The organism is Streptacidiphilus rugosus AM-16 (genome assembly GCF_000744655.1).
Taxonomy (GTDB): domain Bacteria; phylum Actinomycetota; class Actinomycetes; order Streptomycetales; family Streptomycetaceae; genus Streptacidiphilus; species Streptacidiphilus rugosus.
In genome coordinates this window covers 2178086-2203313 of sequence record NZ_JQMJ01000004.1, presented here as the reverse complement: position 1 = coordinate 2203313, position 25228 = coordinate 2178086, and the positions used below count along the sequence as shown (strand labels likewise).

General features: G+C 73.0%; 20 protein-coding genes. 17 read left to right on the top strand and 3 right to left on the bottom strand.

Going from position 1 to position 25228, the window contains the following annotated elements:
• Positions 1-3 precede the first annotated feature (3 nt).
• The 5 genes from BS83_RS19095 (at position 4) to BS83_RS19075 (ending at position 5630) form a co-directional block, all read left to right on the top strand.
• Positions 4-816, top strand: coding sequence for a TlyA family RNA methyltransferase (locus BS83_RS19095; RefSeq protein ID WP_037604936.1), 813 nt, complete (start codon positions 4-6; stop codon positions 814-816).
• A 156-nt stretch (positions 817-972) separates the two neighbouring features.
• Positions 973-1971, top strand: a complete 999-nt coding sequence (locus tag BS83_RS19090; protein ID WP_084713681.1) for an NAD kinase — start codon at positions 973-975, stop codon at positions 1969-1971.
• Between the two features lie 108 nt (positions 1972-2079).
• Positions 2080-3810 carry a DNA repair protein RecN gene (gene recN / locus BS83_RS19085; protein WP_037609396.1) on the top strand — a complete coding sequence of 577 codons (1731 nt, stop codon included), beginning with the start codon at positions 2080-2082 and terminating at the stop codon, positions 3808-3810.
• A gap of 200 nt (positions 3811-4010) precedes the next feature.
• Entirely contained in the window at positions 4011-5198 is a 1188-nt protein-coding gene (locus BS83_RS19080; protein ID WP_232248421.1) for a glycosyltransferase family 4 protein, read from the top strand.
• An 18-nt stretch (positions 5199-5216) separates the two neighbouring features.
• Positions 5217-5630, top strand: coding sequence for a VOC family protein (locus BS83_RS19075; RefSeq protein ID WP_037604934.1), 414 nt, complete (start codon positions 5217-5219; stop codon positions 5628-5630).
• A gap of 15 nt (positions 5631-5645) precedes the next feature.
• Here the strand turns inward: BS83_RS19075 and BS83_RS19070 are convergent, their stop codons facing one another.
• Entirely contained in the window at positions 5646-6293 is a 648-nt protein-coding gene (locus BS83_RS19070) for an HAD-IA family hydrolase (RefSeq protein WP_037609395.1), read from the bottom strand.
• 171 nt (positions 6294-6464) lie between these two features.
• On the opposite strand from BS83_RS19070, the gene BS83_RS19065 reads away from it, so the two are divergent.
• Complete coding sequence (locus BS83_RS19065) at positions 6465-6914, top strand: hypothetical protein (protein ID WP_037604933.1); 450 nt, start codon at positions 6465-6467, stop codon at positions 6912-6914.
• 15 nt (positions 6915-6929) lie between these two features.
• Here the strand turns inward: BS83_RS19065 and BS83_RS19060 are convergent, their stop codons facing one another.
• Positions 6930-8867: a glycoside hydrolase family 15 protein gene (locus tag BS83_RS19060; RefSeq protein WP_037604932.1), complete on the bottom strand. Its 1938-nt coding sequence runs from the start codon at positions 8865-8867 to the stop codon at positions 6930-6932.
• Positions 8868-9313: 446 nt separating this feature from the next.
• Here BS83_RS19060 and BS83_RS19055 point away from each other — a divergent pair, with 446 nt between their 5' ends.
• From BS83_RS19055 to BS83_RS19005, 11 genes are all read left to right on the top strand, one after another.
• Positions 9314-10975 (top strand): CTP synthase, encoded by a 1662-nt coding sequence (locus BS83_RS19055; RefSeq protein WP_037604931.1) that lies wholly within the window; start codon positions 9314-9316, stop codon positions 10973-10975.
• A 49-nt stretch (positions 10976-11024) separates the two neighbouring features.
• The gene (locus tag BS83_RS19050) at positions 11025-11660 is read left to right on the top strand and encodes an NUDIX domain-containing protein (protein ID WP_232248420.1); all 636 of its coding nucleotides are present in this window, start codon (positions 11025-11027) and stop codon (positions 11658-11660) included.
• A 144-nt stretch (positions 11661-11804) separates the two neighbouring features.
• Positions 11805-14009, top strand: coding sequence for a tetratricopeptide repeat protein (locus BS83_RS48350; protein WP_157597237.1), 2205 nt, complete (start codon positions 11805-11807; stop codon positions 14007-14009).
• A gap of 348 nt (positions 14010-14357) precedes the next feature.
• On the top strand, positions 14358-15473 hold the full coding sequence (ald, locus tag BS83_RS19040; protein ID WP_037609392.1) for an alanine dehydrogenase: 1116 nt from the start codon (positions 14358-14360) through the stop codon (positions 15471-15473).
• Positions 15474-15998: 525 nt separating this feature from the next.
• Positions 15999-16937, top strand: coding sequence for a ParA family protein (locus BS83_RS19035; protein WP_037609391.1), 939 nt, complete (start codon positions 15999-16001; stop codon positions 16935-16937).
• Complete coding sequence (locus BS83_RS19030) at positions 16922-17518, top strand: hypothetical protein (protein WP_084713679.1); 597 nt, start codon at positions 16922-16924, stop codon at positions 17516-17518. Before BS83_RS19035 ends, BS83_RS19030 begins: the two co-directional genes overlap by 16 nt.
• 66 nt (positions 17519-17584) lie before the next feature.
• On the top strand, positions 17585-18499 hold the full coding sequence (locus BS83_RS19025; RefSeq protein WP_051943338.1) for a segregation and condensation protein A: 915 nt from the start codon (positions 17585-17587) through the stop codon (positions 18497-18499).
• Between the two features lie 343 nt (positions 18500-18842).
• Positions 18843-19517: an SMC-Scp complex subunit ScpB gene (scpB, locus tag BS83_RS19020; protein WP_051945449.1), complete on the top strand. Its 675-nt coding sequence runs from the start codon at positions 18843-18845 to the stop codon at positions 19515-19517.
• A 79-nt stretch (positions 19518-19596) separates the two neighbouring features.
• Positions 19597-20661, top strand: coding sequence for a pseudouridine synthase (locus BS83_RS19015; RefSeq protein ID WP_037604929.1), 1065 nt, complete (start codon positions 19597-19599; stop codon positions 20659-20661).
• A gap of 5 nt (positions 20662-20666) precedes the next feature.
• Positions 20667-21254 carry a TetR/AcrR family transcriptional regulator gene (locus BS83_RS19010; protein WP_037604928.1) on the top strand — a complete coding sequence of 196 codons (588 nt, stop codon included), beginning with the start codon at positions 20667-20669 and terminating at the stop codon, positions 21252-21254.
• 135 nt (positions 21255-21389) lie between these two features.
• Positions 21390-22886: an MFS transporter gene (locus BS83_RS19005; RefSeq protein ID WP_037604927.1), complete on the top strand. Its 1497-nt coding sequence runs from the start codon at positions 21390-21392 to the stop codon at positions 22884-22886.
• Between the two features lie 60 nt (positions 22887-22946).
• Here BS83_RS19005 and BS83_RS19000 read toward each other — a convergent pair whose 3' ends face one another.
• Positions 22947-25088: an alkaline phosphatase family protein gene (locus tag BS83_RS19000; protein WP_051943336.1), complete on the bottom strand. Its 2142-nt coding sequence runs from the start codon at positions 25086-25088 to the stop codon at positions 22947-22949.
• Positions 25089-25228: the final 140 nt, after the last annotated feature.

Below are 25228 nucleotides of genomic sequence, written 5' to 3'. Positions count from 1 at the left end.
TACGTGGCAGTCGCACGACGCCGTCTGGACGCCGAGTTGGTCCGTCGCAAGCTGGCACGCTCGCGCGAGCACGCCAGCGAGCTGATCGCGGCGGGGCGGGTGACCGTGGGCGGGACGGTGGCGACGAAGCCGGCCACCCAGGTCGAGACGGCCGCCGCCGTCGTCGTCGCGAAGGACGACAACGACCCCGACTACGTCTCCCGCGGCGGGCACAAGCTCGCCGGGGCGCTGGCCGCGTTCACCCCGCAGGGCCTCGCCGTTCAGGGGCGGCTCTGCCTGGACGCGGGCGCGTCCACCGGCGGGTTCACCGACGTGCTGCTGCGGGCGGGCGTGCGCCGGGTGCTGGCCGTCGACGTCGGCTACGGCCAGCTGGCGTGGTCGCTGCAGAGCGACGACCGCGTCGTGGTCATGGACCGGACCAACGTCCGCGAGCTCACCCTGGAGCAGATCGGGGACGAGGCGGTGGACCTGGTCGTCAGCGACCTCTCCTTCATCCCGCTCGGCCTGGTGCTCCCGGCGCTGGCCGCCGTGACCCGCGAGGACGGCGACCTGGTTCTGATGGTCAAGCCGCAGTTCGAGGTCGGCAAGGACCGGCTGGGCAGCGGCGGCGTGGTGCGCAGCCCGCAGCTGCGCCAGGAGATGATCGAGAAGGTGGCCGCCCAGGGCGCCGAGCTCGGTCTGGGCGTGCGGGCGGTGACGGCGAGTCCGCTGCCCGGTCCGTCCGGCAACGTCGAGTACTTCCTCTGGTTCCGGCGCGACGCGCCGCCACTGGACCCGGCCGAGGCCGCGCGCGCCGTGGCGGAGGGACCCCAGTAGTCCGCCCGAAGGCGAAGGTCCGGAATCAGACCCGGGGAGAAGCCGTGCCTGCGGGTAGGGTCGAAGTGCGTCCCTGACAGCTGTCGCCGTCACGATCGTCCACGAGGGGGAGGCGCGGTCCGGCCGAGGACGTCCGGGCCCGCGCTGGAGGAGCCCATGCCTGACCTGTCCGCCCCGTCTTCGCTCGCCCCGTCGTCGTCCGCGCCCACGGCGTCGGCCTGGCCCTCCGCCGCGCCCGGCGCGGCCGGGTCAGGCCCGGCCGAGCGCATCGTCTTCCTGCTTGCGCACACCGGCCGTGAAGCCGCGCTGCAGAGCGTCGAGTGCCTGATCGAGGGGCTGCTCAAGGAGGGCATCAAGCTCCGCGTGCTCGCCGCCGAGGCACCGGACATGGGCTTCCCTGAAGGCGTCGAGGCCGTGCCGACCGGGCCCGCCGCGGGTGAGGGCTGCGAGCTGATCCTGGTGCTGGGCGGCGACGGGACGCTGCTGCGCGGGGCGGAGCTCGCCCGTGAGTTCGGCGTGCCGATGCTCGGGGTGAACCTGGGCCGGGTCGGGTTCCTGGCCGAGGCCGAGCGGGACGACCTGCAGAAGGTCGTCGAGCGGGTGGCGGCCAGGGACTACGAGGTCGAGGAGCGGATGACGCTCGACGTCGTCGTGCGCGAGGACGGCCGCGTCATCCACACCGACTGGGCGCTGAACGAGGCCAGCGTCGAGAAGGCCTCCCGCGAACGGATGATCGAGGTGGTGACCGGCGTCGACGGGCGGCCGGTGTCCAGCTTCGGCTGCGACGGCGTGGTCTGCGCGACGCCGACCGGGTCGACGGCCTACGCCTTCTCGGCCGGCGGGCCGGTGGTCTGGCCGGAGGTGGAGGCGCTGCTGATGGTTCCGATCAGCGCGCACGCGCTGTTCGCCCGCCCGCTGGTGACCTCGCCGGACTCGGTGCTGGAGGTGCAGGTCCAGCAGCGCACGCCGCACGGCGTGCTGTGGTGTGACGGCCGCCGCACGTTCGAGCTGCCGCCGGGGGCCAGGGTCGAGGTTCGCAAGGGGCACAATCCGGTTCTGCTGGCGCGGCTGCACCGCGCGCCGTTCTCGAAGCGGCTGGTCCACAAGTTCCAACTCCCGGTCACCGGCTGGCGCGGCACCGCCGACGAGGACTGAGACCGCCCCGGTGAGGGACCCCGACGGCACCCGTCCGTGCGTGCTCGTACGGGTGCCCGAACCGCCCGGGTGAGGGTGGCTCGTCGCGGGAAGGGCCCCGGACCTCGTATCGTCAGGGGCGTGCTGGAGGAGATGCGGATACGAGCCCTGGGCGTGATTGACGACGCGGTCGTCGAGCTCGCGCCAGGGTTCAACGTCGTCACCGGTGAGACCGGGGCGGGCAAGACCATGGTGGTGACCAGCCTCGGCCTGCTGCTGGGCGGCCGCGCCGACGCGGGGCTGGTGCGCAACGGGGCCGAGCGGGCCGTCGTCGAGGGGCGGGTGGAGCTGCCGGACGGCTCCCCGGCGGCGGAGCGTGCGCTGGAGGCGGGTGCGGAGCTCGACGAGGGCGCCCTGCTGCTGAGCCGCACGGTGTCGGCCGAGGGGCGCTCACGCGCCCATGTGGGCGGTCGCACGGTGCCGGTGAGCCTGCTGCAGACGCTGGGCGAGGACCTGATCGCCGTGCACGGGCAGACCGACCAGCAGCGGCTGCTGCAGCCGGCCCGCCAGCGCGGCGCGCTGGACCGCTACGCGGGCTCCGCCGTCGCCGAGCCGCTGACCGACTACCAGACCGCCTACCGGCGGCTGCGCGAGGTCGCGGCGACGCTGGAGGAGCTGACCACCAGGGCGCGTGAGCGGGCCCAGGAGGCGGACCTGCTGCGTTTCGGCCTGGACGAGATCGCCGCGGCCGAGCCGCGCGAGAACGAGGACGAGGAGCTCGCCGCCGAGTCGGAGCGGCTCGGCCACGCCGACGCGCTCTCCTCGGCCGCCACGCTCGCCCACGGCGCGCTGGCGGGCGATCCGAGCGACCCGGACATCGTGGACGCGGGGCTGCTGGTCGCCCAGGCGAAGCGGGCGCTGGACGCGGTCCGCACGCACGACGAGCGGCTCGGCTCGCTGGCGGAGCGGGTGGGCGAGGTGTCCTACCTGCTGGCGGACATCGGGCAGGAGCTGGCCGGCTACGCCGAGGACCTGGACGCCGACCCGGTCCGGCTGGCGGCGGTCGAGGAGCGGCGTGCGGTGCTGGCGCACCTGGTGCGCAAGTACGGCGACGCGCAGGAGGGCATCGCCTCGGTCCTGGCCTGGAACGAGGAGGCGGGACGCAGGCTCTCGGAGCTGGACGGCGACGACGAGCGGATCGGTGCCCTGGAGGAGGAGCGGGAGTCGCTGACGGAGACGGTGTCCGCGCTCGCCGAGCAGCTGAGCGCCGCCCGGCACAGCGCCGCGCACACCTTCGCCGAGGCGGTGACCGCCGAGCTGACCGAGCTCGCCATGCCGCACGCACGGGTGAGTTTCGGAATCACCCGGACGGCGGATTTCGGCCCCTTCGGCGTGGACGAGGTCGAGGTGCTGCTCGCTCCGCACCCGGGCGCGCCGCCGCGTCCGATCGCCAAGGGGGCTTCCGGCGGTGAGCTCTCGCGGGTCATGCTCGCGGTCGAGGTCGTCTTCGCGGGCGCGGACCCGGTGCCGACCTACCTCTTCGACGAGGTCGACGCCGGCGTCGGCGGCAAGGCCGCGGTCGAGGTGGGCCGTCGGCTGGCCAGGCTGGCCCGCACCTCGCAGGTCGTCGTGGTGACCCACCTGCCGCAGGTGGCCGCCTTCGCCGACCGCCACCTGGTGGTCGAGAAGACGGTCGACGGCACGGTCACCCGCAGCGGCGTGAAGACGCTGACGGACGCCGAGCGGGTGCGCGAGCTGTCCCGGATGCTCGCCGGTCTGGAGGACTCCGAGCTGGGCCGGGCGCACGCCGAGGAGCTGCTGGCCGCGGCGCGCAACGGCACGGGGCGTCCTGGCGGCTGACGCAGGTCCTCTGTCAAAGTCCCTGACGAAGTGCCAAGGTGGTGCCTCCGGACGACCGGAACCCGGCCCTCCGCCCGGCCGGTCCGGACCACGACGGTCCTGACCGGCCGACCGACCGGCCGGCCTGCGCCGAGCAGCCGAGCGGCCGAGCACCCGACATCTGACACCCGACACCCCAGCGAAGAGAGACGACGCGGAACGTGGAGCACACCACCCCTGCTGTGCCGAACCCTGCCGGGTCGAACCCCGCCGGGTCGAGCGGCGAGCTCAAGGCGGTGCTGGTGCTGGCCGGCACGACCGGAGGCATCGGCGCCCATGTGCGTTCGCTGGCGGAGGGCCTGAGCGCGCACGGGGTCGAGGTCACCGTGTGCGGACCGGCCGAGACCGACGAACTGTTCGGCTTCTCCGGCGCGGGGGCCCGCTTCCATCCCGTGGAGATCACCCCGACGCCCGGCCCGCGCACCGACACCGCGGCCGTGGGCGAGCTGCGCCGCGCCTTCGCCCGCGCGTCGCTCGTCCACGCGCACGGCCTGCGGGCGGCGCTCCTCTCCGACCTCGCGCTGCGGACCGCCAGGGTGGAGATCCCGCTCGTGGTCACCTCGCACTCGGCCAACCTGGCCACCGGGGTGGAGCGCCGGCTGCTGCGGATGATGGAACGCCGGGTCGCCCGCGCCGCGGACCTGATGCTCGGGGCCTCCTCCGACCTGGTCGCCCGGGCCCGCGACCTGGGCGCGACCGACGCCAGGCTGGGCCCGGTCGTCGCCCCGCCGCTCGCCCCCGCAGCGGCCGACCGGGAGGCGACCCGGCGTCAGTTGCTGGCCGTGAAGGGGTCCAAGGAGGCGAAGGCCCAGGCGTCCGAGCGCCCGGTGGTGCTGGCCATCGGCCGACTGACCCCGCAGAAGAACTTCCAGCTGCTGCTCGACGCCGCCTCGGGCTGGCGCGGCGGCGAGGAGCCGCTGCTGGTGATCGCCGGCGCGGGGGCGGAGGAACCGGCGCTGAAGGCGCGGATCAAGTCGGAGCGGCTGCCGGCGAGGCTGCTGGGCTACCGCGAGGACGTGGCCGACCTGCTGGCCGCGGCCGACGTGGTCGTCATCTCCTCCCGCTGGGAGGCCCGCCCGATGGTCGCCCAGGAGGCGCTGAGGGCCGGTGTGCCGGTCGTGGCGACCGCGGTCGGCGGTCTGCCCGAGCTGGTCGGCGACGCGGCGGTACTGGTCCCGCCGGGGGACGCGACGGCCCTGGCCGCGGCGGTCTCCTCGCTGCTGGCCGATCCGGCCCGCCGCGCGGAACTGGCCGAGGCGGGCCCGGCCCAGGCCGAGACCTGGCCGACGGAGGCCGACACGGTGGCCCAGGTGCTCAGCGTCTACGACGAACTGACATCGCAGCGCTGATCCCCCTACGGTGGTGTCATGGACTGGACTCTTGAGGTCGTCGTGCTGCCCGTCTCCGACGTCGACCGGGCCAAGGCCTTCTACAGCGAACAACTGGGCTTCGCCGTCGACGTCGACCGCAGGATGAGCGAGAAGGTACGGGTGGTGCAGCTGACGCCGCCGGGATCCGGCTGCTCGATCACGATCGGCGAGGGCCTCACCCCGGTCGCGCCCGGCACCTACCAGGGCCTCCAGCTCTGCGTGAGCGACATCCGGGCCGCGCACTCCCAGCTGGCGGCGGGCGGCGTGGACGTCAGCGAGATCTTCCACTTCGGCGAGAACGGCCAGCAGCCCGGCCCCGGCGGGCCGTGGAACTCCTTCGTCAGCTTCAACGACCCCGACGGCAACGGCTGGGTCGTCCAGGAGGCCCCGGCCGACCGCAGCCAGCGCTGACGCACCGGCGGGTGGTCAGCCGATCCGCAGGGTCACCGAGCCGTCGGGCCGGGGCAGCACTGCGACCTGCTCCAGGGTGTCCACGGTGACCGTCGCCCCGTAGGCGGCCGTGGCCGCGCCGACGCCGACCACGCGCATGCCCGCGGCCAGGCCCGCGGCGACGCCCGCGGCGGAGTCCTCGAAGACCACGCAGTCCTCCGGGGCGAAGCCGAGCTCGGCCGCGCCCTTGAGGAAGCCCTCGGGGTCGGGCTTGCTCGCGCTGACGTCCTCGGCGGTGATCCGCACCTCCGGCAGCGCGAGCCCCGCCGCGCCCATCCGCCCGGTGGAGAGGGCCACGTCGGCGGAGGTGACCAGCGCGTGCGGGACGCCGGCCAGCGCGGCGAGGAACGCGGGCGCGCCGGGGATCGGCACGATGCCGTCCAGGTCGGCGGTCTCCTCGGCGAGCATCCTGGCGTTGTCGGCGACGTTCTCCGCCGTCGGCCGCCCGGGCAGCAGTATCGCCATGCTCTCGTGACCCTGCCGCCCGTGGACGACCTCCTCGACCCGCTCCGGCGAAAGCCCGTGGGCGGCGGCCCAGCGACCCCAGACGCGCATCACGACGGCGCCGGAGTCGACCAGCGTGCCGTCCATGTCCAGCAGCAGGGCGCGGGCGGTCAGGTCCATGGGCAGCGGCACGGCGGTCTCCCGGTCAGGCGCGAATGTTTTGTGCCGCCAGTGTACAAAATCGGGTCGGATGCGGAACGCGGAGCCCCGGGAAATCCGGACGCGCCAGGGGCCTACCGTGGGTGAGCGACGGGTCCGGTCCCCGGGCACGGTGCGGCCATGGAGGCAGGCATGCAGGGCGATTCGTTGCCGTTGGTCGACGAGCACGCGACGGTCGTCGTGGCCGAGGCCGACGCGGTCTGGCGCAGCCTCGGCGAGACGCTGGACCGCTCGTTCTCGGGAGCCCGGTCGGCGCGCTTCGCGGGCCTGGTCGGAGCGGCCGACCGCGTCGCCTCCGGTCCCCGGCCCCTCGCCGAGGGCTCGACCTTCCCCGGGTTCCGGGTGGTGGGGGCGCTGCCGGGCCGCGAGCTGGTGCTCGAGGGGCGGCACCGCTTCTCCGTGTACTCCCTGGTCTTCCGGCTCGACGAGGCAGGACCGGGCCGGGTGCGCCTGCGCGCCGAGACCCGCGCGGAGTTCCCCGGCCTGGCCGGCGGGGTCTACCGGGCGTTGGTGATCGGGACGGGCGGGCACGTGCTGCTCACCCGCCGGCTGCTCGGTGCGGTCCGTCGTCGCTGCGAGTGATCCGTCCGCCGGACCCTACAGCCCCGGCAGGCCGGCCACGGCGGTCAGCCGCAGGGCCGTGTCGATCAGCGGGACGTGGCTGAAGGCCTGCGGGAAGTTGCCGACCTGGCGCTGGAGCCGCGGATCCCACTCCTCCGCCAGCAGGCCCACGTCGTTGCGGATGCCGAGCAGCTTGTCGAACAGCTCCCGGGCCTCGCCGACCCTGCCGATCATCGCGAGGTCGTCCGCCAGCCAGAACGAGCAGGCCAGGAAGGCGCCCTCGTCGCCCGGCAGGCCGTCCACGCCCTCGTCGCCGCCGCTGGTCGGATAGCGCAGCACGAAGCCGTCGGGCGTCAGCAGCTCACGCTGGATCGCCTCGATCGTGCCGATCACGCGCTTGTCGTCCGGCGGCAGGAAGCCCACCTGCGGGATCAGCAGCAGCGACGCGTCCAGCTCCTGCGAGCCGTAGGACTGCGTGAAGGTGTTGCGCTCCTTGTCGTAGCCGTGGGCGCAGACGTCCTCGTGGATGGTGTCGCGCAGTTCGCGCCAGCGCTCCAGCGGGCCCTCGTGCGGGGTCTGCTCGATCATCCTGATGGTGCGGTCCACCGCGACCCAGGCCATGACCTTCGAGTGGACGAAGTGGCGACGCGGGCCGCGCACCTCCCAGATGCCCTCGTCCGGGTCGTTCCAGTGCTCCTCGAGCCAGGAGATCAGCCGCAGCTGCAGCATGTGGGCGTGGTCGTTGCGGGCCAGACCGGTCATGTGGGCCAGGTGCAGCGCCTCCACGACCTCGCCGTAGACGTCCAGCTGGAGCTGGTCGGCCGCGCCGTTGCCGATCCTGACCGGGGTGGAGCCCTCGTAGCCGGGCAGCCAGTCGAGCGTGGTCTCCGAGAGCTCCCGTTCGCCCGCGATCCCGTACATGATCTGCAGGTTCTCCGGGTCGCCGGCGACCGCGCGGAGCAGCCACTCGCGCCAGGCGCGGGCCTCGTCGCGGTAGCCGGTGCGCAGCAGCGAGGAGAGGGTGATCGTCGCGTCGCGCAGCCAGGTGAACCGGTAGTCCCAGTTGCGCACCCCGCCGATGTCCTCGGGCAGCGAGGTGGTCGGCGCGGCGACGATGCCGCCGGTGGGGGCGTAGGTGAGCGCCTTCAGTGTGATCAGCGAGCGGACCACGGGCTCGCGGTAGGGGCCCTGGTAGGTGCACTGGGCGACCCAGTAGCTCCAGAACTCCTCCGTGGTGGCCAGCGCGTCCTCGGGGTCGGGCAGGTCGGGGGCGCCCAGGTGGGAGGGCTGCCAGGTCAGCGCGAAGGCGATCCGCTCGCCGGCCTCCACGGTGAAGTCCGCGTAGGTGGTGAGGTTGCGGCCGTAGGTCTCGGCCACTCCGTCCAGCCAGACCGAGTCGGGGCCGGCCACCGCGACCGTACGGGTCTGTCCGTCGACCTCGACCCGGTGCACCCAGGGCACGACGCGCCCGTAGGAGAAACGCATCCGCAGCGCGGACCGCATCCGGACCCGGCCGCTGACCCCCTCGACGATCCTGATCATCTGCGGCACCGCGCCGCGCTCCGGCAGTCCACGGGGCGGCATGAAGTCGATCACCCGGACGGTCCCGCCGGTGTCCCACTCCTGTTCGAGGATCAGCGAGTCGCCCCGGTAGCGGCGGCGCGCGGCCGGAGGCGCGGGCGCGGCGGCGGTGGGCGGCAGCACCCGGAACTCGCCGGTGTCGTCGATGCCGACCGGAGCGGGGCCCGCCGACCCCGGCCCGCCCGCCGTCGCCGTGGCGGCCTCGGCCTCCGGCAGCGGCTCCGCCGGGCCGATCCGCCAGAAGCCGTGCTCGTCCGTCCCCAGCAGCCCGGCGAAGACGGCGGGGGAGTCGAACCGGGGCAGGCAGAGCCAGTCCACCGCGCCGTTCCGGCTCACCAGGGCGGCGGTCTGCATGTCACCGATGAGCGCGTAGTCCTCGATGCGGGCGGCCACGTGGTTCTCCAGTTCACGGTGAAGGACTGTGCGGGCGGTCTGTGCGGGCGGTCTGACGAAGGTGCTGTGCGAGGCGGCGGAGCGGGCTGGGAACACGATGCGGGACGGCCGTGCGGTGCGGCTCGGGGACTGCTCGAACCACGGGCGACACGCCGTCGAACCCTGCCCGGTAAGGCAGTTGGCCGCTGGGGCGGCGGTGGTCCGTGGGGCCGCGGAACCGGAAGGTGTTCGTGCAGAATACTTCGGATCATGCGTTGACCGGGAGCGGGGCAGGAAAGCGGCGCGCCGGGCAGGGGGCACCGGAGCGCAGGTGGGCGGCACGGCTGATACCCTGGTACTCCGTGGATTGGTACCGAGCCCCGCTCGGAGCCCTTCTCGATCCACCACCTCTGGCACCCCCGCTGACGGGTCGGTGCGGGTGATGACGCGACCACGGGAGCCCCCTCTTGGCACAGCCCCATTCCGGTAAGGCCGGCACGACGACCAAGCATCTCTTCGTCACCGGGGGCGTCGCCTCCTCGCTCGGCAAGGGGCTGACCGCCTCCAGCCTGGGGGCCCTGCTGAAGGCGCGCGGTCTGCGGGTCACCATGCAGAAGCTGGACCCGTACCTGAACGTCGACCCCGGCACGATGAACCCGTTCCAGCACGGCGAGGTCTTCGTCACCGACGACGGCGCGGAGACCGACCTCGACATCGGCCACTACGAGCGCTTCCTCGACACGAACCTGCACGGCAGCGCCAACGTCACGACCGGTCAGGTCTACTCGACGGTCATCGCCAAGGAGCGCCGCGGCGAGTACCTGGGCGACACCGTCCAGGTGATCCCGCACATCACCAACGAGATCAAGTCCCGGATCCGCCGCATGGCGACCGAGGACGTCGACGTCGTCATCACCGAGGTCGGCGGTACCGTCGGCGACATCGAGTCGCTGCCGTTCCTGGAGGCCGTGCGCCAGGTGCGCCACGAGGTCGGCCGGGACAACGTCTTCTTCGTGCACGTCTCGCTGCTGCCCTACATCGGCCCCTCCGGCGAGCTGAAGACCAAGCCGACCCAGCACTCCGTCGCCGCGCTGCGCAACATCGGCATCCAGCCCGACGCGATCGTGCTGCGCGCCGACCGCGAGGTCCCGCAGGCCATCAAGCGCAAGATCTCGCTGATGTGCGACGTGGACGAGGAGGCCGTGGTCGCGGCCATCGACGCCAAGTCGATCTACGACATCCCGAAGGTGCTGCACTCCGAGGGCCTGGACGCCTACGTCGTCCGCCGTCTCGGCCTGCCCTGGCGCGACGTGGACTGGACCCAGTGGGACGACCTGCTGCGCCGCGTCCACGAGCCCAAGCGCACCGTGAGGATCGCGCTGGTCGGCAAGTACATCGACCTGCCCGACGCCTACCTGTCGGTGACCGAGGCGCTGCGTCACGGCGGCTTCGCCAACCACGCCAAGGTCGAGATCAAGTGGGTCACCTCGGTGGACTGCGAGACCCCCGAGGGCGCGGCTGCGCAGCTCGGCGACGTCGACGCGATCTGCATCCCCGGCGGCTTCGGCGAGCGCGGTGTGGACGGCAAGGTCGGCGCGATCACCTACGCCCGCGAGCACGGCACCCCGCTGCTCGGTCTCTGCCTGGGCCTGCAGTGCGTCGTCATCGAGGCCGCGCGCAACCTGGCCGGACTGGCCGAGGCCAACTCCACCGAGTTCGACGCGGCCGCCCGCCACCCGGTCATCTCGACCATGGCCGAGCAGCTGGAGATCGTCGACGGCAAGGGCGACCTGGGCGGCACCATGCGCCTGGGCCTCTACCCGGCCAAGCTCGCCGAGGGCTCCATCGTCCGCGAGGTCTACGGCGGCGAGCAGTACGTCGAGGAGCGCCACCGCCACCGCTACGAGGTCAACAACTCCTACCGCGCCGAGCTGGAGAAGACCGGGCTGCAGTTCTCCGGTCTCTCGCCCAAGGGCGACCTGGTCGAGTACGTCGAGTACCCGCGCGACACGCACCCCTACCTGGTGGCCACCCAGGCCCACCCGGAGCTGAAGTCCCGTCCGACCCGCCCGCACCCGCTCTTCGCGGGCCTGGTCGCCGCGGCGATCAAGGTGCAGGACGGCGAGTAGGGTCCGGTAGTCGACCAGTAGCGAAGCTCGCCCGGGGAGGACGACGATCGTGGAGCAGCGTCAGATCTTGCAGGACACCCCCGACACGTGGGAGGTGGTGGCCGAGCGCACCTCCTTCGAGGGAAAGGTCTGGGACATCGTCTCCGACGAGGTCGTCATGCCGGACGAGCGCGCCGCGACGCGCGACTACATGAAGCACCCCGGCGCGGTCGGGGTGCTGGCCCTGGACGAGCAGGACCGGGTGCTGCTGGTGCGTCAGTACCGGCACCCGGTCCGGCACCGGCTGTGGGAGCTGCCGGCCGGCCTGCTCGACATCCCGGGCGAGAACCCGCTGCACGCCGCGCAGCGCGAGTTCTTCGAGGAGGCCCACCACAAGGCGGGCGACTGGCGGGTGCTGGTCGACATCTTCCCCACCCCTGGCGGCTCCGACGAGGCGATCCGGGTCTTCCTGGCCAGGGATCTCGCCGCGGCCGAGGGCGACCGCTACGAGGCGACCGGCGAGGAGCTCGACCTCCAGGTCGAGCGCTTCCCGCTGGACGAGGTGATCGCGATGATCCTCGCCGGGGAGCTCCACAACGGCGCGCTGGTCGCCTCCGCCACCGCGCTCAAGGCGGCCCTGTGCGGCCCGGGCCTCGACGCGCTGCGGCCCGCGGACGCGCCCTGGCCCGCGCGTCCGTTCGAGTGAGCTTGGGCTGAGGACGCGGTCACCGGTCCGAACGTGTGCCTGGCCGTGCGCCGGGTGAATTACGCTGCGTCAGAAGTCGGCACTCCGGTCGGCTTCTGACGGTCTCTGTCTGACGGTTCGGTCTGACGGACGGGAGCGGCGCGCGTGTCAGCACAGTCGGCCTTGGCCTCGTCCACGGGTGTGCCCGGCGCGCCCACGCCCTTCGTCGGCCGCCGGGCCGAGCTGGCGCTGCTGCGCGAGGAGTGGGAACGCGAGACGCCGGCCTCCGGCGCCGCGGCGACCGCGCCGCGCGTGCTGCTGGTCGCGGGCAGGCCGGGATCGGGCCGCACCGCCCTGGCGCTGCGGCTGGCCGAACAGCTGGACGGCTTCGCCACCGCGACCCGCCTCTCCCTCGCCGCGCCCCACCCCGCCCGCCGTCTGCTCGACGCGCTCGGCCTGCCCCGGCCCGCCGCGCCCGTCCCCGACGAGGCGGAGGCCGCGGCGCTCGTCGCGCTGCGCGAGCACGGCGCCGGCTCCGGGCCGCAGCTGCTCCTCCTCGACGACGTGACCGACGCGCCGCAGGTCCAGGCGCTCCTGCCGAGCGCGCCCGGCTCCCTGGTGGTGGCCGTCGCGGCCGGACCGCTCACCGCGATCCCCGGCGTCCGCCCCTGCGTGCTGGGCGGCCTGGACTACCCCGCCGCCCGCGAACTGCTGGCCGCCCTCGCCGGCGACACCCGGGTGGTCTGCGACCCGGTGGCGGCCCAGGCGCTGTCCGAGCTCGTCGCCTGCCACGCGGGCGCGCTGCGCCTGCTCGGCGGCTGGCTCGCCGCCCGCCCCCGCGCCTCCGTCTCCGACGCCCTGCGGGCCCTGCGCGAGACGCCCGCCGACGCCCTCGCCGACGCCGCCGCCGAACCCGGTCCCCCTCGCGCTGGCTCGGGCTGGCCCTGGGGCGGGCCGGTCCGCGCCGGCTCGGGCGCCGCCGCGCCGGTGCTCGGCCTGCCCGGCCAGGCGGTGCCGCCGATGCCCGCCTACCCGCCCGCCGTGCCGGCGACGCCCGCGGTGCCCGCCCCGCCGCCACCGCCGCGCGGGGCCCAGCGCAGCGACGACCCGCTGCGCCGCGCCTTCGCCCTGGTCTACGGCGGGCTCGGCGCCAATGCCCAGCTGCTGCTGCGGCTGTCCACGGTCGTGCCCGGCGGAGTATTGGACGCGCGCGGAGCCGCCGCGCTGGTCGGCAGCCCGATCGAGGCCGCGTCCGCGCTGCTGGGCTCCCTGGCCGGGCAGCAGCTGCTGCGGGACGAAGGGGAGGGCCGCTACCGCCTGCCGGAGAGCCTGCGGCCGGTGCTCACCCGCCTGCGCGACTCGGAGGACAAGCCCGCTCTGGTCGAGCTGGCCGAGGCCCGCTGGCTGGAGCGCCAGGTGCGGCTCCTCGGTACCTGCCTGACCAGGCTCGCCCCCGAGCAGGCCCCGGCCGACGCCGAGGTGCCGCCGGTGCCGCTGCGCTTCCGCAGCGCGGCCGAGGCCTGGGCCTGGCTCGACCTCGCCCTGCCGACGCTGCTGCCCGCCGTGGACGCGGGCGTCGCCAGGGGCGGCCTGGACGGACTGCTGACCCGGCTGGCCACGGTGCTCGTCCGGGCGCTGCCGGTCTGGGGCGAGGGCCGGGGGCGTTCGGTCGCCACCGAGCTGTACGGGCTGCACACGGCCGTCGAGGAGCTCGCGCGCCGCGCCGGGCAGCCGCGCCGACAGGCCGCCGCCCTGGTCAACCTGGGTGATCTGCACGCTGCCGCGGGCGAACACGCCCGCGCGATGGAGCGCTACCGGGGCGCGCTCGGCCCGGCGCGCGCCGCGCAGGACCATGTGGCCGTCGGCCGCATCCTGGAGGCCACCGCCGGCGCGTACCGGGCCTCGGGCGACCTGGTCCGCGCCGTCGACTTCTACGGTCGCGCGCTCACCCTGCGCCGCAACCGCGGCGAGCGCGCCGACGAGGCCCGCCTGCTGGGCCGGCTGGCTGCGACGCACAGCGCCCAGGGGCGTTACCAGGACGCGCTCCGTGAGTACCGCGCGGCGGTGGCGCTGTACCGCAAGCTCTCCGACGAGGCGGGCTCGGTCGGGGCGATCCTGGGCGCGGCGCGGGTCCAGGAGCTCTCCGGAGGAACCGAGGCGGCCCTGCGGACCCAGCGCGAGGCCCTGGACGCCGCGCGCCGGGTCGGCCCGCGGCTGGAGGCCCTGGTGCTGCTCCGCATGGCCGAGGCCCTCGAACGCGCCGGCGACCCGGCGGGCGCCCGCCTGCAGCGCGACCAGGCCGCTCTTCTCGGCGCCCCGGCCCCCTCCCAGCCGCCGTCCCCGCGCAGCGCACCCCGGCCTTCGGAGTGACCTCGACCATGCCGTGCAGGCGCTCGTCGTTCGCGGCCGAACGGCGGGCTCCGGCACGCCGCGGAGCCGGCTCCGGCGGGGTCGCCCGCCTCTGGTCGGGCAGGCGTATTGGCCTGGTTTCGATTGAATGTCCAGGTTGTTAAATTTCGACCGATTCGACGCCCGGTAGCCCGCGCAAGCCTACGAAACTGCCAACCAATCCGAAGCTTTTGAACACTTTGGAAGGCTGTTGCATCCGCTCGGCTTCATTACACTCGGAAGTGCCGCGCAAGCAGAGCCGCTGCGCGTGGCTCCTGTCGGCGTTCCCGCCGACGGGAGGAAACCCCATGTGCAAGGGACGTGTTCGTCGTGAAGGTCGGCATCCCCCGCGAGGTCAAGAACCACGAGTACCGCGTGGCCATCACGCCTTCTGGCGTGCACGAGCTGGTCCGCAACGGGCACGAGGTGTTCGTCGAGAACAACGCCGGTGTCGGCTCCTCCATCCCGAACGAGGAGTACACCGCCGCCGGTGCGACGATCCTCGAGACCGCTGACGAGGTCTGGGCCACGGCCGACCTCCTGCTGAAGGTCAAGGAGCCCATCGCCGAGGAGTACCACCGCCTCCGCAAGGGCCAGCTGCTCTTCACCTACCTCCACCTCGCGGCCGACCGCGCCGGCACCGACGCGCTGCTGGCCTCCGGCACCACCGCGATCGCGTACGAGACCGTCCAGCTCGCCAACGGCGCCCTGCCGCTGCTCGCCCCGATGTCCGAGGTCGCGGGCCGGCTGGCCCCGCAGGTCGGCTCCTACCACCTGATGCGTCCGACCGGCGGTCGTGGCGTCCTCCCCGGCGGCGTGCCCGGCACCCACCCGGCCAAGGCCGTCGTCATCGGCGGTGGCGTCTCCGGCTGGCACGCGGCCACCATCGCCATCGGCATGGGCTACGACGTGACCCTGCTCGACCGCGACATCAACAAGCTGCGCGAGGCCGACAAGATCTTCGGCAACAAGATCAAGGCCATCGCCTCCAACTCCTTCGAGCTGGAGAAGGCCGTCCTCGAGGCCGACCTGGTCATCGGCGCGGTCCTCATCCCGGGCGCCAAGGCCCCGAAGCTGGTCACCAACGAGCTGGTCTCCCGCATGAAGCCGGGCTCCGTGCTCGTCGACATCGCGATCGACCAGGGCGGCTGCTTCGAGGACTCGCACCCGACCACCCACGCCGAGCCGACCTTCCAGGTCCACAACTCGGTCTTCTACTGCGTGGCCAACATGCCGGGTGCGGTGCCGAACACCTCCACCTACGCGCTGACCAACGCGACCCTGCCCTACATCCTCGAGCTGGCCAACCGCGGCTGGCAGGAGGCCTGCCGCCGCGACGCCGCGCTGGCCAAGGGTCTCAACGTGCACGAGGGCCAGATCACCTACGGCGCGGTCGCCGACGCCTTCGGCCTGCCGCACGTCGAGCTGGCCGACGTCCTGGCCTGACACGCCGGCAGGCGGTGACGCGGTCACAGCCGCGCTCACAGCCGGAACCGCCCAGAAGGGCGCCGCACGATCCGTGCGGCGCCCTTCTGGCGTTGCGTCAACGCCACGCCGTTCCACGTCACCCTCGGCAGAGGAGTGAACAGGGGTGTCCCCGCAGGCCGAACGGCGGTTTCGTACAGTGCCTGAGAGCTGCGGACAGCAATTGTCATATCGACATGTTGGTTAGTGCATCACTGGTGTGCTGGTTGACGCTACTGTGTCGTTGCTAGGCTGCGGTGCGGTGAATGCCGCCCACTGGAGGGGGCAGAGCCCCGAAGCCCGGTCACAACGGCGGTCGCCAAGGAGGTAAGACGACTTGTGAATGAGTCGACAATTGCTCCCGGGAGTGGCGGCCCGCGCACTTTTGACGCACGTCAGCAGCAGCCCGGCTACCCGAGCCTGGAGTACCCGATTTCCGATCACGACGCGCTGCGCTACGCGAGCGCGCTGGACGCCCCCATCGAGCCCGGCCTGGTGCAGAGCGAGATGGCGGGCGGTCAGTTCTACGACCCCGACGCCGAGTACGAGCCGGACCCGGAGTACGCCGCCACCCTGGCCCCCGACGCCGCGCGCCAGCGCCGCGAGCGGGTGGGCCCCACGGGTCGGCCGCTTCCGTACTTCCCGATCCCCTCGCCGCTCACCGAGCACGGACCGGCGCGCATCGTCGCGATGTGCAACCAGAAGGGCGGGGTCGGCAAGACCACCTCGACCATCAACCTGGGCGCGGCGCTGGCGGAGTACGGCCGCCGCGTGCTGCTGGTCGACTTCGACCCGCAGGGCGCGCTCTCGGTCGGACTCGGCGTCAACCCGATGGAGCTGGACCTCACCGTCTACAACCTGCTCATGGAGCGGGGCCTGACGGCCGATGAGGTGCTGCTGAAGACGGCCGTGCCCGGCATGGACCTGCTGCCGAGCAACATCGACCTGTCGGCCGCCGAGGTGCAGCTGGTCAGCGAGGTGGCGCGGGAGTCGGCGCTGGCGCGGGCGCTGAAGCCGCTGCTGAACGACTACGACTACATCATCATCGACTGCCAGCCCTCCCTGGGCCTGCTGACGGTCAATGCGCTGACGGCCGCTCACAGCGTCATCGTGCCGCTGGAATGCGAGTTCTTCGCGCTGCGCGGCGTCGCGCTGCTCACCGAGACCATCGAGAAGGTCTGCGAGCGGCTCAACCCCGACCTGCGCCTGGACGGCATCCTGGCCACCATGTACGACTCGCGCACGGTGCACAGCCGCGAGGTGCTGGCGCGGGTCGTGGAGGCCTTCGGCGAGCACGTCTTCCACACCGTCATCGGCCGCACGGTCCGCTTCCCCGAGACCACGGTCGCGGGCGAGCCCATCACCACCTACGCGTCCAACTCGGTCGGCGCCGCCGCCTACCGCCAGCTCGCCAGGGAGGTGCTCGCCCGGTGCCCCGTCGAGTGAGTCTCCCGGGGGCGGACGAACTGTTCCGGACCACCGGGGGGACCGCACTCACGCCCGTGCCGCGCGCGCCGGACCAGCCGGCGGGCCCGGCGGCACCAACCGCTCCCGCCGCGTCCAACGGATCCTCCGCCGGCCCGTCGGGGGAGCAGCCGAGGCCCCAGGCGCCCGCCTCCGCGTCGGAGGAGGGCCGCCCCGCCGATCCGGCGGGGGAGCACGGCGCGGTCGCCGCACCGGCCTCCGCGCCCTCGGTGCCCGGCCCCTCGCGGGGTGAGGCCGGAGCCGCGACCAAGGCCGCCCAGGCCGCGTCCGACGCGGTCGCCCAGCCCCCGGCCGCCCGCCGCAAGCCGCGGGCCCCGCGCTCCCGGCCGACGGGACGCGAGCGGCACGAGGAGAAGATCACCGTCTACGTCTCCGCCGAGGAGCTGTTCGACCTCGAACACGCCCGGCTGGTGCTGCGCGGCGAGTACGGGCTCGCAGTGGACCGCGGCCGGATAGTGCGGGAGGCGGTGGCCGTCGTCCTGGCCGACCTGGAGCAGCGCGGCGAGGCCAGCATCCTGGTCCGGCGGCTGCGCGGGCGCTGAGGCCCGCGGCCCGGCGCAGGCGCGGCGCTCGCCCCGCCGTGGGGTGACAGGGCACGATAGGCCCCGATGCACACCCTGCCCGAACCCCAGCCGGCTCCCGAGGCCGCACCGCGGCCCGCTCCGGAAGCCCCGCCCGTGGAGGAGCCGTCCGGCGGTTTCCTGGTGCGCCTGGACAACTTCGAGGGCCCGTTCGACCTGCTGCTGAGCCTGATCGCGAAGCACAAGCTCGACGTCACCGAGGTCTCGCTGTCGAAGGTGACGGACGAGTTCATCGCGCACATCCGGGCCATGGGCCCGGACTGGGACCTGGACCAGGCGAGCGAGTTCCTGGTGGTGGCGGCGACGCTGCTGGACCTGAAGGCGGCCAGGCTGCTGCCGGTCGCGGAGCTGGAGGACGAGGAGGACCTCGCCCTGCTGGAGGCCCGCGACCTGCTCTTCGCCCGGCTGCTGCAGTACCGCGCGTACAAGAAGGTCGCGGCGCTGTTCGCGGAGCGCTGGGAGGCCGAGCAGCTGCGGCGGCCGCGCACGGTCGGCCTGGAGCCGCAGTTCGCGGAGCTGCTGCCGGAGGTGGTCATCAGCATCGGTCTCGACGCCTTCGCCAGGCTCGCGGCCAAGGCGATGGAGCCGAAGCCCAAGCCGGTCGTCTACGTGGACCACATCCACACGCCGAAGGTCTCCGTCCGCGAGCAGGCGGAGCTGATCGTCGCGCTGCTGCGGGAGCAGGGCGAGGCCCGTTTCGCCGAGCTGGCGGCGGACGCGCCGGACGTGCTGACGGTGGTGGCGCGCTTCCTCGCGCTGCTGGAGCTGTATCGGGAGAAGCTGCTCGCCTTCGACCAGCCGGAGGCGCTGGGGGAGCTCCTGGTCCGCTGGGTCGCCGACGGCGAGGTGGAGGTGGCCGCGGACCTCGGCGACGAGTTCGACGCGCCCCCGCCCCCACCGGAGGACGAGACGGCCAGAACGGGCAAGGGCAAGGAGCGCTGACATGACCGACGACCGCAACGACACCGGCCCCCGCCGCCGCCTCGGCCTCCCGGGGCAGGCCCGCCCCGGTGAACACCTGGAGACCGTCTTCCGCGACGAACTCCCCGACCCCGCCGACGCGGCCGTCCCCGGCTACCCGCTGACGCGCGCGGACGAGCCCGACGCCTTCGCGGCCCGGCCCGACCGGGCTCCGGAAGAGGACGGCGACGGCGGAACCGGCCCGGAGCACGGCGCCGAGCCCGTGTCCCCCGCCGCCGCGGCTCTGCCGTCACCCTCGCGGGAGTCGGCACTGCCGGCGCAGCCCACGGCTGCCCGCGGGCCTTCGGCACGGGTGCCCGGCGAGGTGCCGCCTTCGGAGCCCGGCCTACGGCCTCCGGCCGAGCCCGCGCCCGCGCCTGCCGCCGGGCCGGAGCCCGAGGCGCGGCCCGAGGTGCCCTTGCGGGCCGCGTTGGAGGCCGTGCTGATGGTCGTCGACGAGCCGGTCACCGTCGCGCGGCTGGCCGAGGTGCTGGAGCGGCCGAAGAAGCTCGTCGCCGAGGCGCTCGACGGGCTCGCCGCCGAGTACGACGCCCAGGAGCGGGGGTTCGAGCTGCGGTTCGTGGCCGGGGGGTGGCGGTTCTACACGCGGGCGGTGTGCGCGCCGGTCGTGGACCGGTTCGTGCTGGACGGGCAGCAGTCGCGGTTGACGCAGGCCGCGCTGGAGACGCTGGCGGTCATCGCGTACCGGCAGCCGGTGTCCCGTTCCCGGGTCTCCGCCGTGCGTGGTGTGAACTGTGACGGCGTCATGCGTACCCTGGTACAGAGAGGTCTGGTCGAGGAGTCGGGTACAGAGCCGGAGACGGGGGCGTTCCTGTACCGGACCACGCACTACTTCCTGGAACGGATGGGGCTGCGCGGCCTGGACGAGCTGCCGGAGCTGGCCCCCTTCCTCCCCGAGGCCGACGACGTGGAGGCGGACTCGCAGGAGGGCAGCGCGATTACCGAGGCGATCGCCGAGGCGGTCGCGGCGGTGGACTGACAGACGGCAGATGGACAGAAGACGGCCGGACCAGCCAGGTCGGGCGGCTCAGACGGACGAGCAGAACAGCGGACTTTTGATGCGTAGCGGTAACAACAGGAACAGCAGCGGCGGCGGCTCCGGCTCCAAGGGCCGGGGCCAGCAGGGCGGGGGCCAGCGCCGCGGCCAGGGCGCCGGCGGCGGCAAGGGCACGCCCCGCCCCGAGGAGCGCCGCTACGACCGTCCGGAGTGGGGCGGCGGCGAGAACGCCAGGCCGCGTCCCGAGCGCCGGACCGGTACCGGCGCCGGCCGCAGCGGCGGCGTCGGCCAGATCCGCCCCAAGGGCACCGCGCCCTCGCGTCCGCGCGAGCTGCAGGCCCGGGTCGAGGACGCGGTCCGCGCCCGCCACGACAAGCCCGCCAAGCCGTCCACCGGCAGCGACCTCGAGGGCGAGCGCCTGCAGAAGGTGCTGGCCCGCGCGGGCATGGGCAGCCGCCGCGCCTGCGAGGAGCTGATCGAGCAGGGCCGCGTCATGGTCAACGGCGAGGTCGTGCGCGAGCAGGGCAAGCGCGTGGACGCCGCGACGGACAAGATCGAGGTCGACGGCCTCACCGTGGCCACCCAGTCGTACCTGTTCTTCGCGCTGAACAAGCCGGCCGGCGTCGTCGCGACGATGGAGGACCCGGACGGCCGCCAGTGCCTGGGCGACTACGTGAACAACCGCGAGACGCGGCTCTTCCACGTGGGCCGGCTGGACACCGAGACCGAGGGCATCATCCTGCTCACCAACCACGGCGAGCTGGCCCACCGGCTGACCCACCCCAAGTACGGCGTGAAGAAGACCTACCTGGCCGCGATCCAGGGCCCGATCCCGCGCGACCTGGGCAAGCAGCTCGCCAAGGGCATCGAGCTCGAGGACGGCTGGGCGCGCGCGGACGGCTTCAAGGTCGTGCAGAACGTCGGCAAGAACTACCTGGTCGAGGTCACCCTCCACGAGGGCCGCAAGCACATCGTCCGCCGGATGCTGGCCGAGGCCGGCTTCCCGGTGGAGAAGCTGGTCCGCACCCAGTTCGGCCCGATCGCGCTGGGCGACCAGAAGTCCGGGTGGCTGCGCCGGCTGACCAACCCCGAGGTGGGCCAGCTGATGAAGGCCGTGGGGCTCTGACGGTCGTGACGACGACGGCCGCCGGGGGGCGGGGCCGGCTCTCGGCCGAGCGCGAGGGAGAGCTGTACGCGCACGTCATCGACCTGGTCAGGGAGGTCGGCTACGACTCGCTGACCATGGACGCGGTGGCGGCCCGCGCGCACACCTCCAAGGCGACGCTGTACCGGCAGTGGAAGGGCAAGCCGCAGCTGGTGGCCTCGGCCATGCGGCACAACAAGCCGCTGCTGCTGGACGGCATCGACACCGGGAGCCTGCGCGGCGACCTCCACGCCATGGCCGACGCGGGGACGGACATGGAGGAGGACACCGTCTTCATGAGCGCGGTGATGCACGCGGTCCAGCTCAACCCGGACCTCGGCACCGCGCTGCGGGAGATGCTGGTGGAACCGGTGCTGGTGGTCCTGCGGGAGATGCTGGCCCGCGCGGTCGACCGCGGCGAGGTGCCCGCGGGCGCGACGGCGGGGGAGTTCATCGGCCACATGCTGGTGGGCGCGCTGCCGGCCAGGAAGATCATCGAGGACCGCTTCGTCGACCCCGACTACATGAAGCGCTACATCGACGCGGTGATCCTGCCCGCCCTGTTGAACAGCTGAGACGCGAGTCACAGACGCCCATCGAAACGAGTTCGTTTCGATGGGCGTATTGTTGGCAACGAAGAGTACGAAACCGTTTCGTTCGGGATTCGGACCTTCAGTCATCAGCCCGTGCCCAGTCCAGCCGGAGACCCCATGTCGCAGACAGCCCTCGCGCGCGAAGGCGTGCGAAAGACGAGCGCCGAAGGCGCCGCCGACCGACGCCGCTGGTGGGTGCTGGCCGTCGTCGGCATCGCGCAGCTGATGGTGGTGCTCGACGGCACCATCGTGAACATCGCCCTGCCCTCGGCCCAGCTGGACCTCGGCTTCTCCAACGCCGACCGGCAGTGGATCGTCACCGCCTACGCCCTCGCCTTCGGCAGCCTGCTGCTGCTCGGCGGGCGGCTCGCCGACCTGATCGGACGCAAGATCGTCTTCCTGGTCGGGGTGGGCGGTTTCGCCGCCGCCTCCGCGCTCGCCGGCGCGGCGGGCGACTTCTCGATCCTGGTCACCGGCCGGGCGCTGCAGGGCCTCTTCGGCGCGCTGCTCGCCCCCGCCGCGCTCTCCCTGCTCAACACCACCTTCACCGACGCCAAGGAGCGCGCCAAGGCCTTCGGCATCTTCGGCGCCATCGCCGGCGCGGGAGGCGGTCTCGGCCTGCTGCTCGGCGGGCTGCTGACGGAGCACCTCGACTGGCGCTGGACCCTCTTCGTCAACCTGATCTTCGCCGCCGTGGCCCTGGCGGGCGGCGTCGCCTTCCTGCGCAAGGGCGCCCCGGCCGACCGGCCCAAGCTGGACATCCCCGGCACGCTACTGGTCTCCGCGGGCCTCTTCGGCCTGGTCTACGGCTTCTCCAACGCCGAGTCGCACACCTGGGGCTCCCCGCAGACCTGGGGCTTCCTGCTCGCCGGCGGACTGCTGCTCGCCGCGTTCACCTGGTGGCAGACCCGCACCGCGCACCCGCTGCTGCCGCTGCGGGTGCTGCTCGACCGCAACCGCGGCGCGTCCTTCCTCTCCATCGGCATCACCGGCGCGGGCATGTTCGGCGTCTTCCTCTTCCTGACCTACTACCTCCAGGAGACGCTGCACTACAGCCCGGTGCAGACCGGTCTCGGCTTCCTGCCGATGATCGGCGCGCTGATGGTCGCCGCCCAGCTCGCCACCCTGACGCTGCTGCCCCGCGTGGGCCCCAAGCCGCTGGTGCCGATCGGCATGGCACTCGCCGCGATCGGCATGGTGCTGCTCACCGGCCTCGGCCTGCACAGCTCCTACGCCACCGCGGTGCTGCCGCCGCTGCTGGTGATGGGCTTCGGCCTCGGCCTGGTCATGCCGGTCGCGATGAGCGTGGCCACCGACCGGATCGACGAGCGCGACGCCGGTGTCGCCTCGGCCGCGGTCAACACCATGCAGCAGATCGGCGGCTCGATCGGCACCGCGCTGCTGAACACCCTGGCCACCAGCGCGGGCACGAGCTACCTGGTCGGCAAGACGCCCTCGCCCGCGAACCTGGCCCAGGCGCAGTTGCACAGCTACGCCACCGCCTACTGGTGGTCGGCCGGCTTCTTCGTGGCGGGCCTGGTCCTCAGCGCCGTCCTCTACCGCCGTGGACGCATGCAGCAGGACGCGAACGCGCCCGTCGCGGTCCACATGTGACGGTGCTTCATGCGGGCCGGACGGGCGCGTGCGAGGCCGGCGGGGAGCCGGCCCCAGGCGTCAGGCCGCGGCGGCGGCCCGCTGAGCCTGCCTGACGAGAAGGCCGGCCTGCTTCACCAGCAGGTCGGCCTTCCGGTCGTCGAGGCGGCCGTGGCCGAAGGCCACGTCGTCCAGCGCGGCCGCCATCTGCGCGGCGAGCGCGTCGCGCTCGGCGCCCAGGGCGGTCAGCGTGCCCTCGTCGGCCAGGTAGGTCAGGTCACCGGCCGAGGCCGAGGAGACGCCCTTGTTCGACAGCGTCAGCGTGGCCGCGGCGAAGCTGCCCACGCCCGCGTTCAGCTGCTTGTAGGCGGCGGCGACCTGGGCGTACTGGTGGGCGTCCCGCTCCAGCGGCCGGCGCAGGGAGGAGTTCCTCAGGAACGGCGTGAGGACCACGCCGTCGCTGCGGTAGTCGTCCCGCAGGCCGGTCAGCGCGAGCATGGTCGGCCGGATGTCGGTGTGGTCCGACCAGACCCTGTCCGTCACGCCCAGGTGCTTCACGCCGACGCCAGCGATGCCGAGCCAGGTGGTGTTGATGTCGGTGGAGAAGTCGCCGTGGTTCCAGGCGAAGGCGGGGCCGAGCGCCACGCAGGCGGAGTTGCAGTTCGCCGCGCCCGCGTAGACGTAGTAGTCGGGGTCCGCGAACGAGGTGAACGTCGGCGTCCTGGCCGCGTCCCCGGTGACCATGTGGAGCAGCTTCATCTCCGTGCGGTCGGCCAGGTAGTTGTTGATCGTGTCGGTCTTCCCGCTGATCGGGTTGACCGCGGTGACCTTCGCCCAGGCCTGCTCCAACGACCGGGTGCTCGGCGCGGTCTGCGCCGGGTTGCCGTCGAGGTAGAAGTTCGGCGCGGAGTCCGCGTGGACCTTGAACGGGGTGGTGACGCCCTGCTGGGTGGCCAGCAGGCCGGTCGCGTTGGCGTTGACCTCGCCGATCTGCGCGTAGCTGCACGGGACCGTCACGCCGTCGCAGTTCGCCGGGGAGGGCGTGCCGCCGACGAAGTGGTCGTTCTCGTCCGAGGTCACCACGAAGTCGGTGTTCCTCGTGGTGATGCCGTCCTTGGCGAGCCGGCTGAAGAAGGCCGCGAACGCGTCGTCGTAGGTCTTCAGCTGGGCCACGTAGCCGGCCTCGCCGGGACCGAACGCGCCGAAGGGGGCCACGTGCCGGTCGTGCGCGTCGGAGATGTAGGCGTAGGTGACCGGGACGCCGGCCTCCTGCATCTGCGCCACGTAGCCGAGCGAGTTGGCCGCGCTCATGCCGTCGAAGCCGGGGAAGCCCGGGTTGCCCTTCGGGTCGGTGATCGGCGTGCCGCTGGTGGAGTTCACCGCCGCGGAGCCGGCGATCGCCGGGTCGACCGCCTTGGCGCCGAACAGCGCCTGGTAGCCGGTGTAGCCGCCGGGCTCGTCGGGCAGCAGGTCCGCGCTGGCACCCGCACCGGCCGAGGCGCACAGCTTCGAGTTCAGCGCGCAGTGGACGCCGATGCCCACGTAGTCGGCCTGGGCCCTGGCCTGGTCGGCCTTGGCCTCGGCGGCCTCCGCTGAGTTCGCGCCGAAGACCTTGTCGATGTCGACGGTGGTGTTCTCCAGGATGGTGTTCGCCGCGGAGACCGCGCCGAAGTCGCAGCCCGCGCGGGTGTAGGAGACCCAGGGGGCCGGGGCGTTCTTCCCGTCCTTGGTCACCATCGTGTAGGCCGGGTCGCTCGGGGTCGGCACCGAGGTGTCGGCCACGCCGTCGGTCCAGTAGGCGAAGCTGCTGGCCGAGTTGGAGCTGCCGTCCGGGTTGAAGTACCGGTAGGAGTTGGCGACGGACTGGCCGTGGCGGTCGCCGTAGACGCCGGTCAGCGAGGTCAGGATGTCGTTGCCGGTGTGGGCGATCAGCGGGGTGTGGTGGTTGGTGTCCACCACGCCGTTGCTGGTCAGGAAGGAGAGCAGATGCGGCATCTGCTCCAGGTCCGACGGCACGTTCGGGTTGTCCCTGGTGAAGTGCACGTTGTCGAACTGCAGGTAGATCACGTGCTTGAGGCCGGGGTTGGTGTCGTCCAGACGACAGCTCGACTCCGTCTTGGCCCGGGTCGGCGCGCTCTGCGCCGCCATGGCCGGAGCCGCCACGGCGGCTCCTATTCCGAGCCCGGCGGTTACCGCCAGGGCCAGCACCTTGCTCTTGCGCATCCTGCTCCCTCGTTGGTCCGACATACTGTGTATGACGCGCGTAGAACGTGACGCACCACAGTGGCACGAGGGCATCGAACGCGAAAGAGGGCCCGCAGGGACTCCTTGTTACCTGCAGGTGAATTGACGGACAATCACTC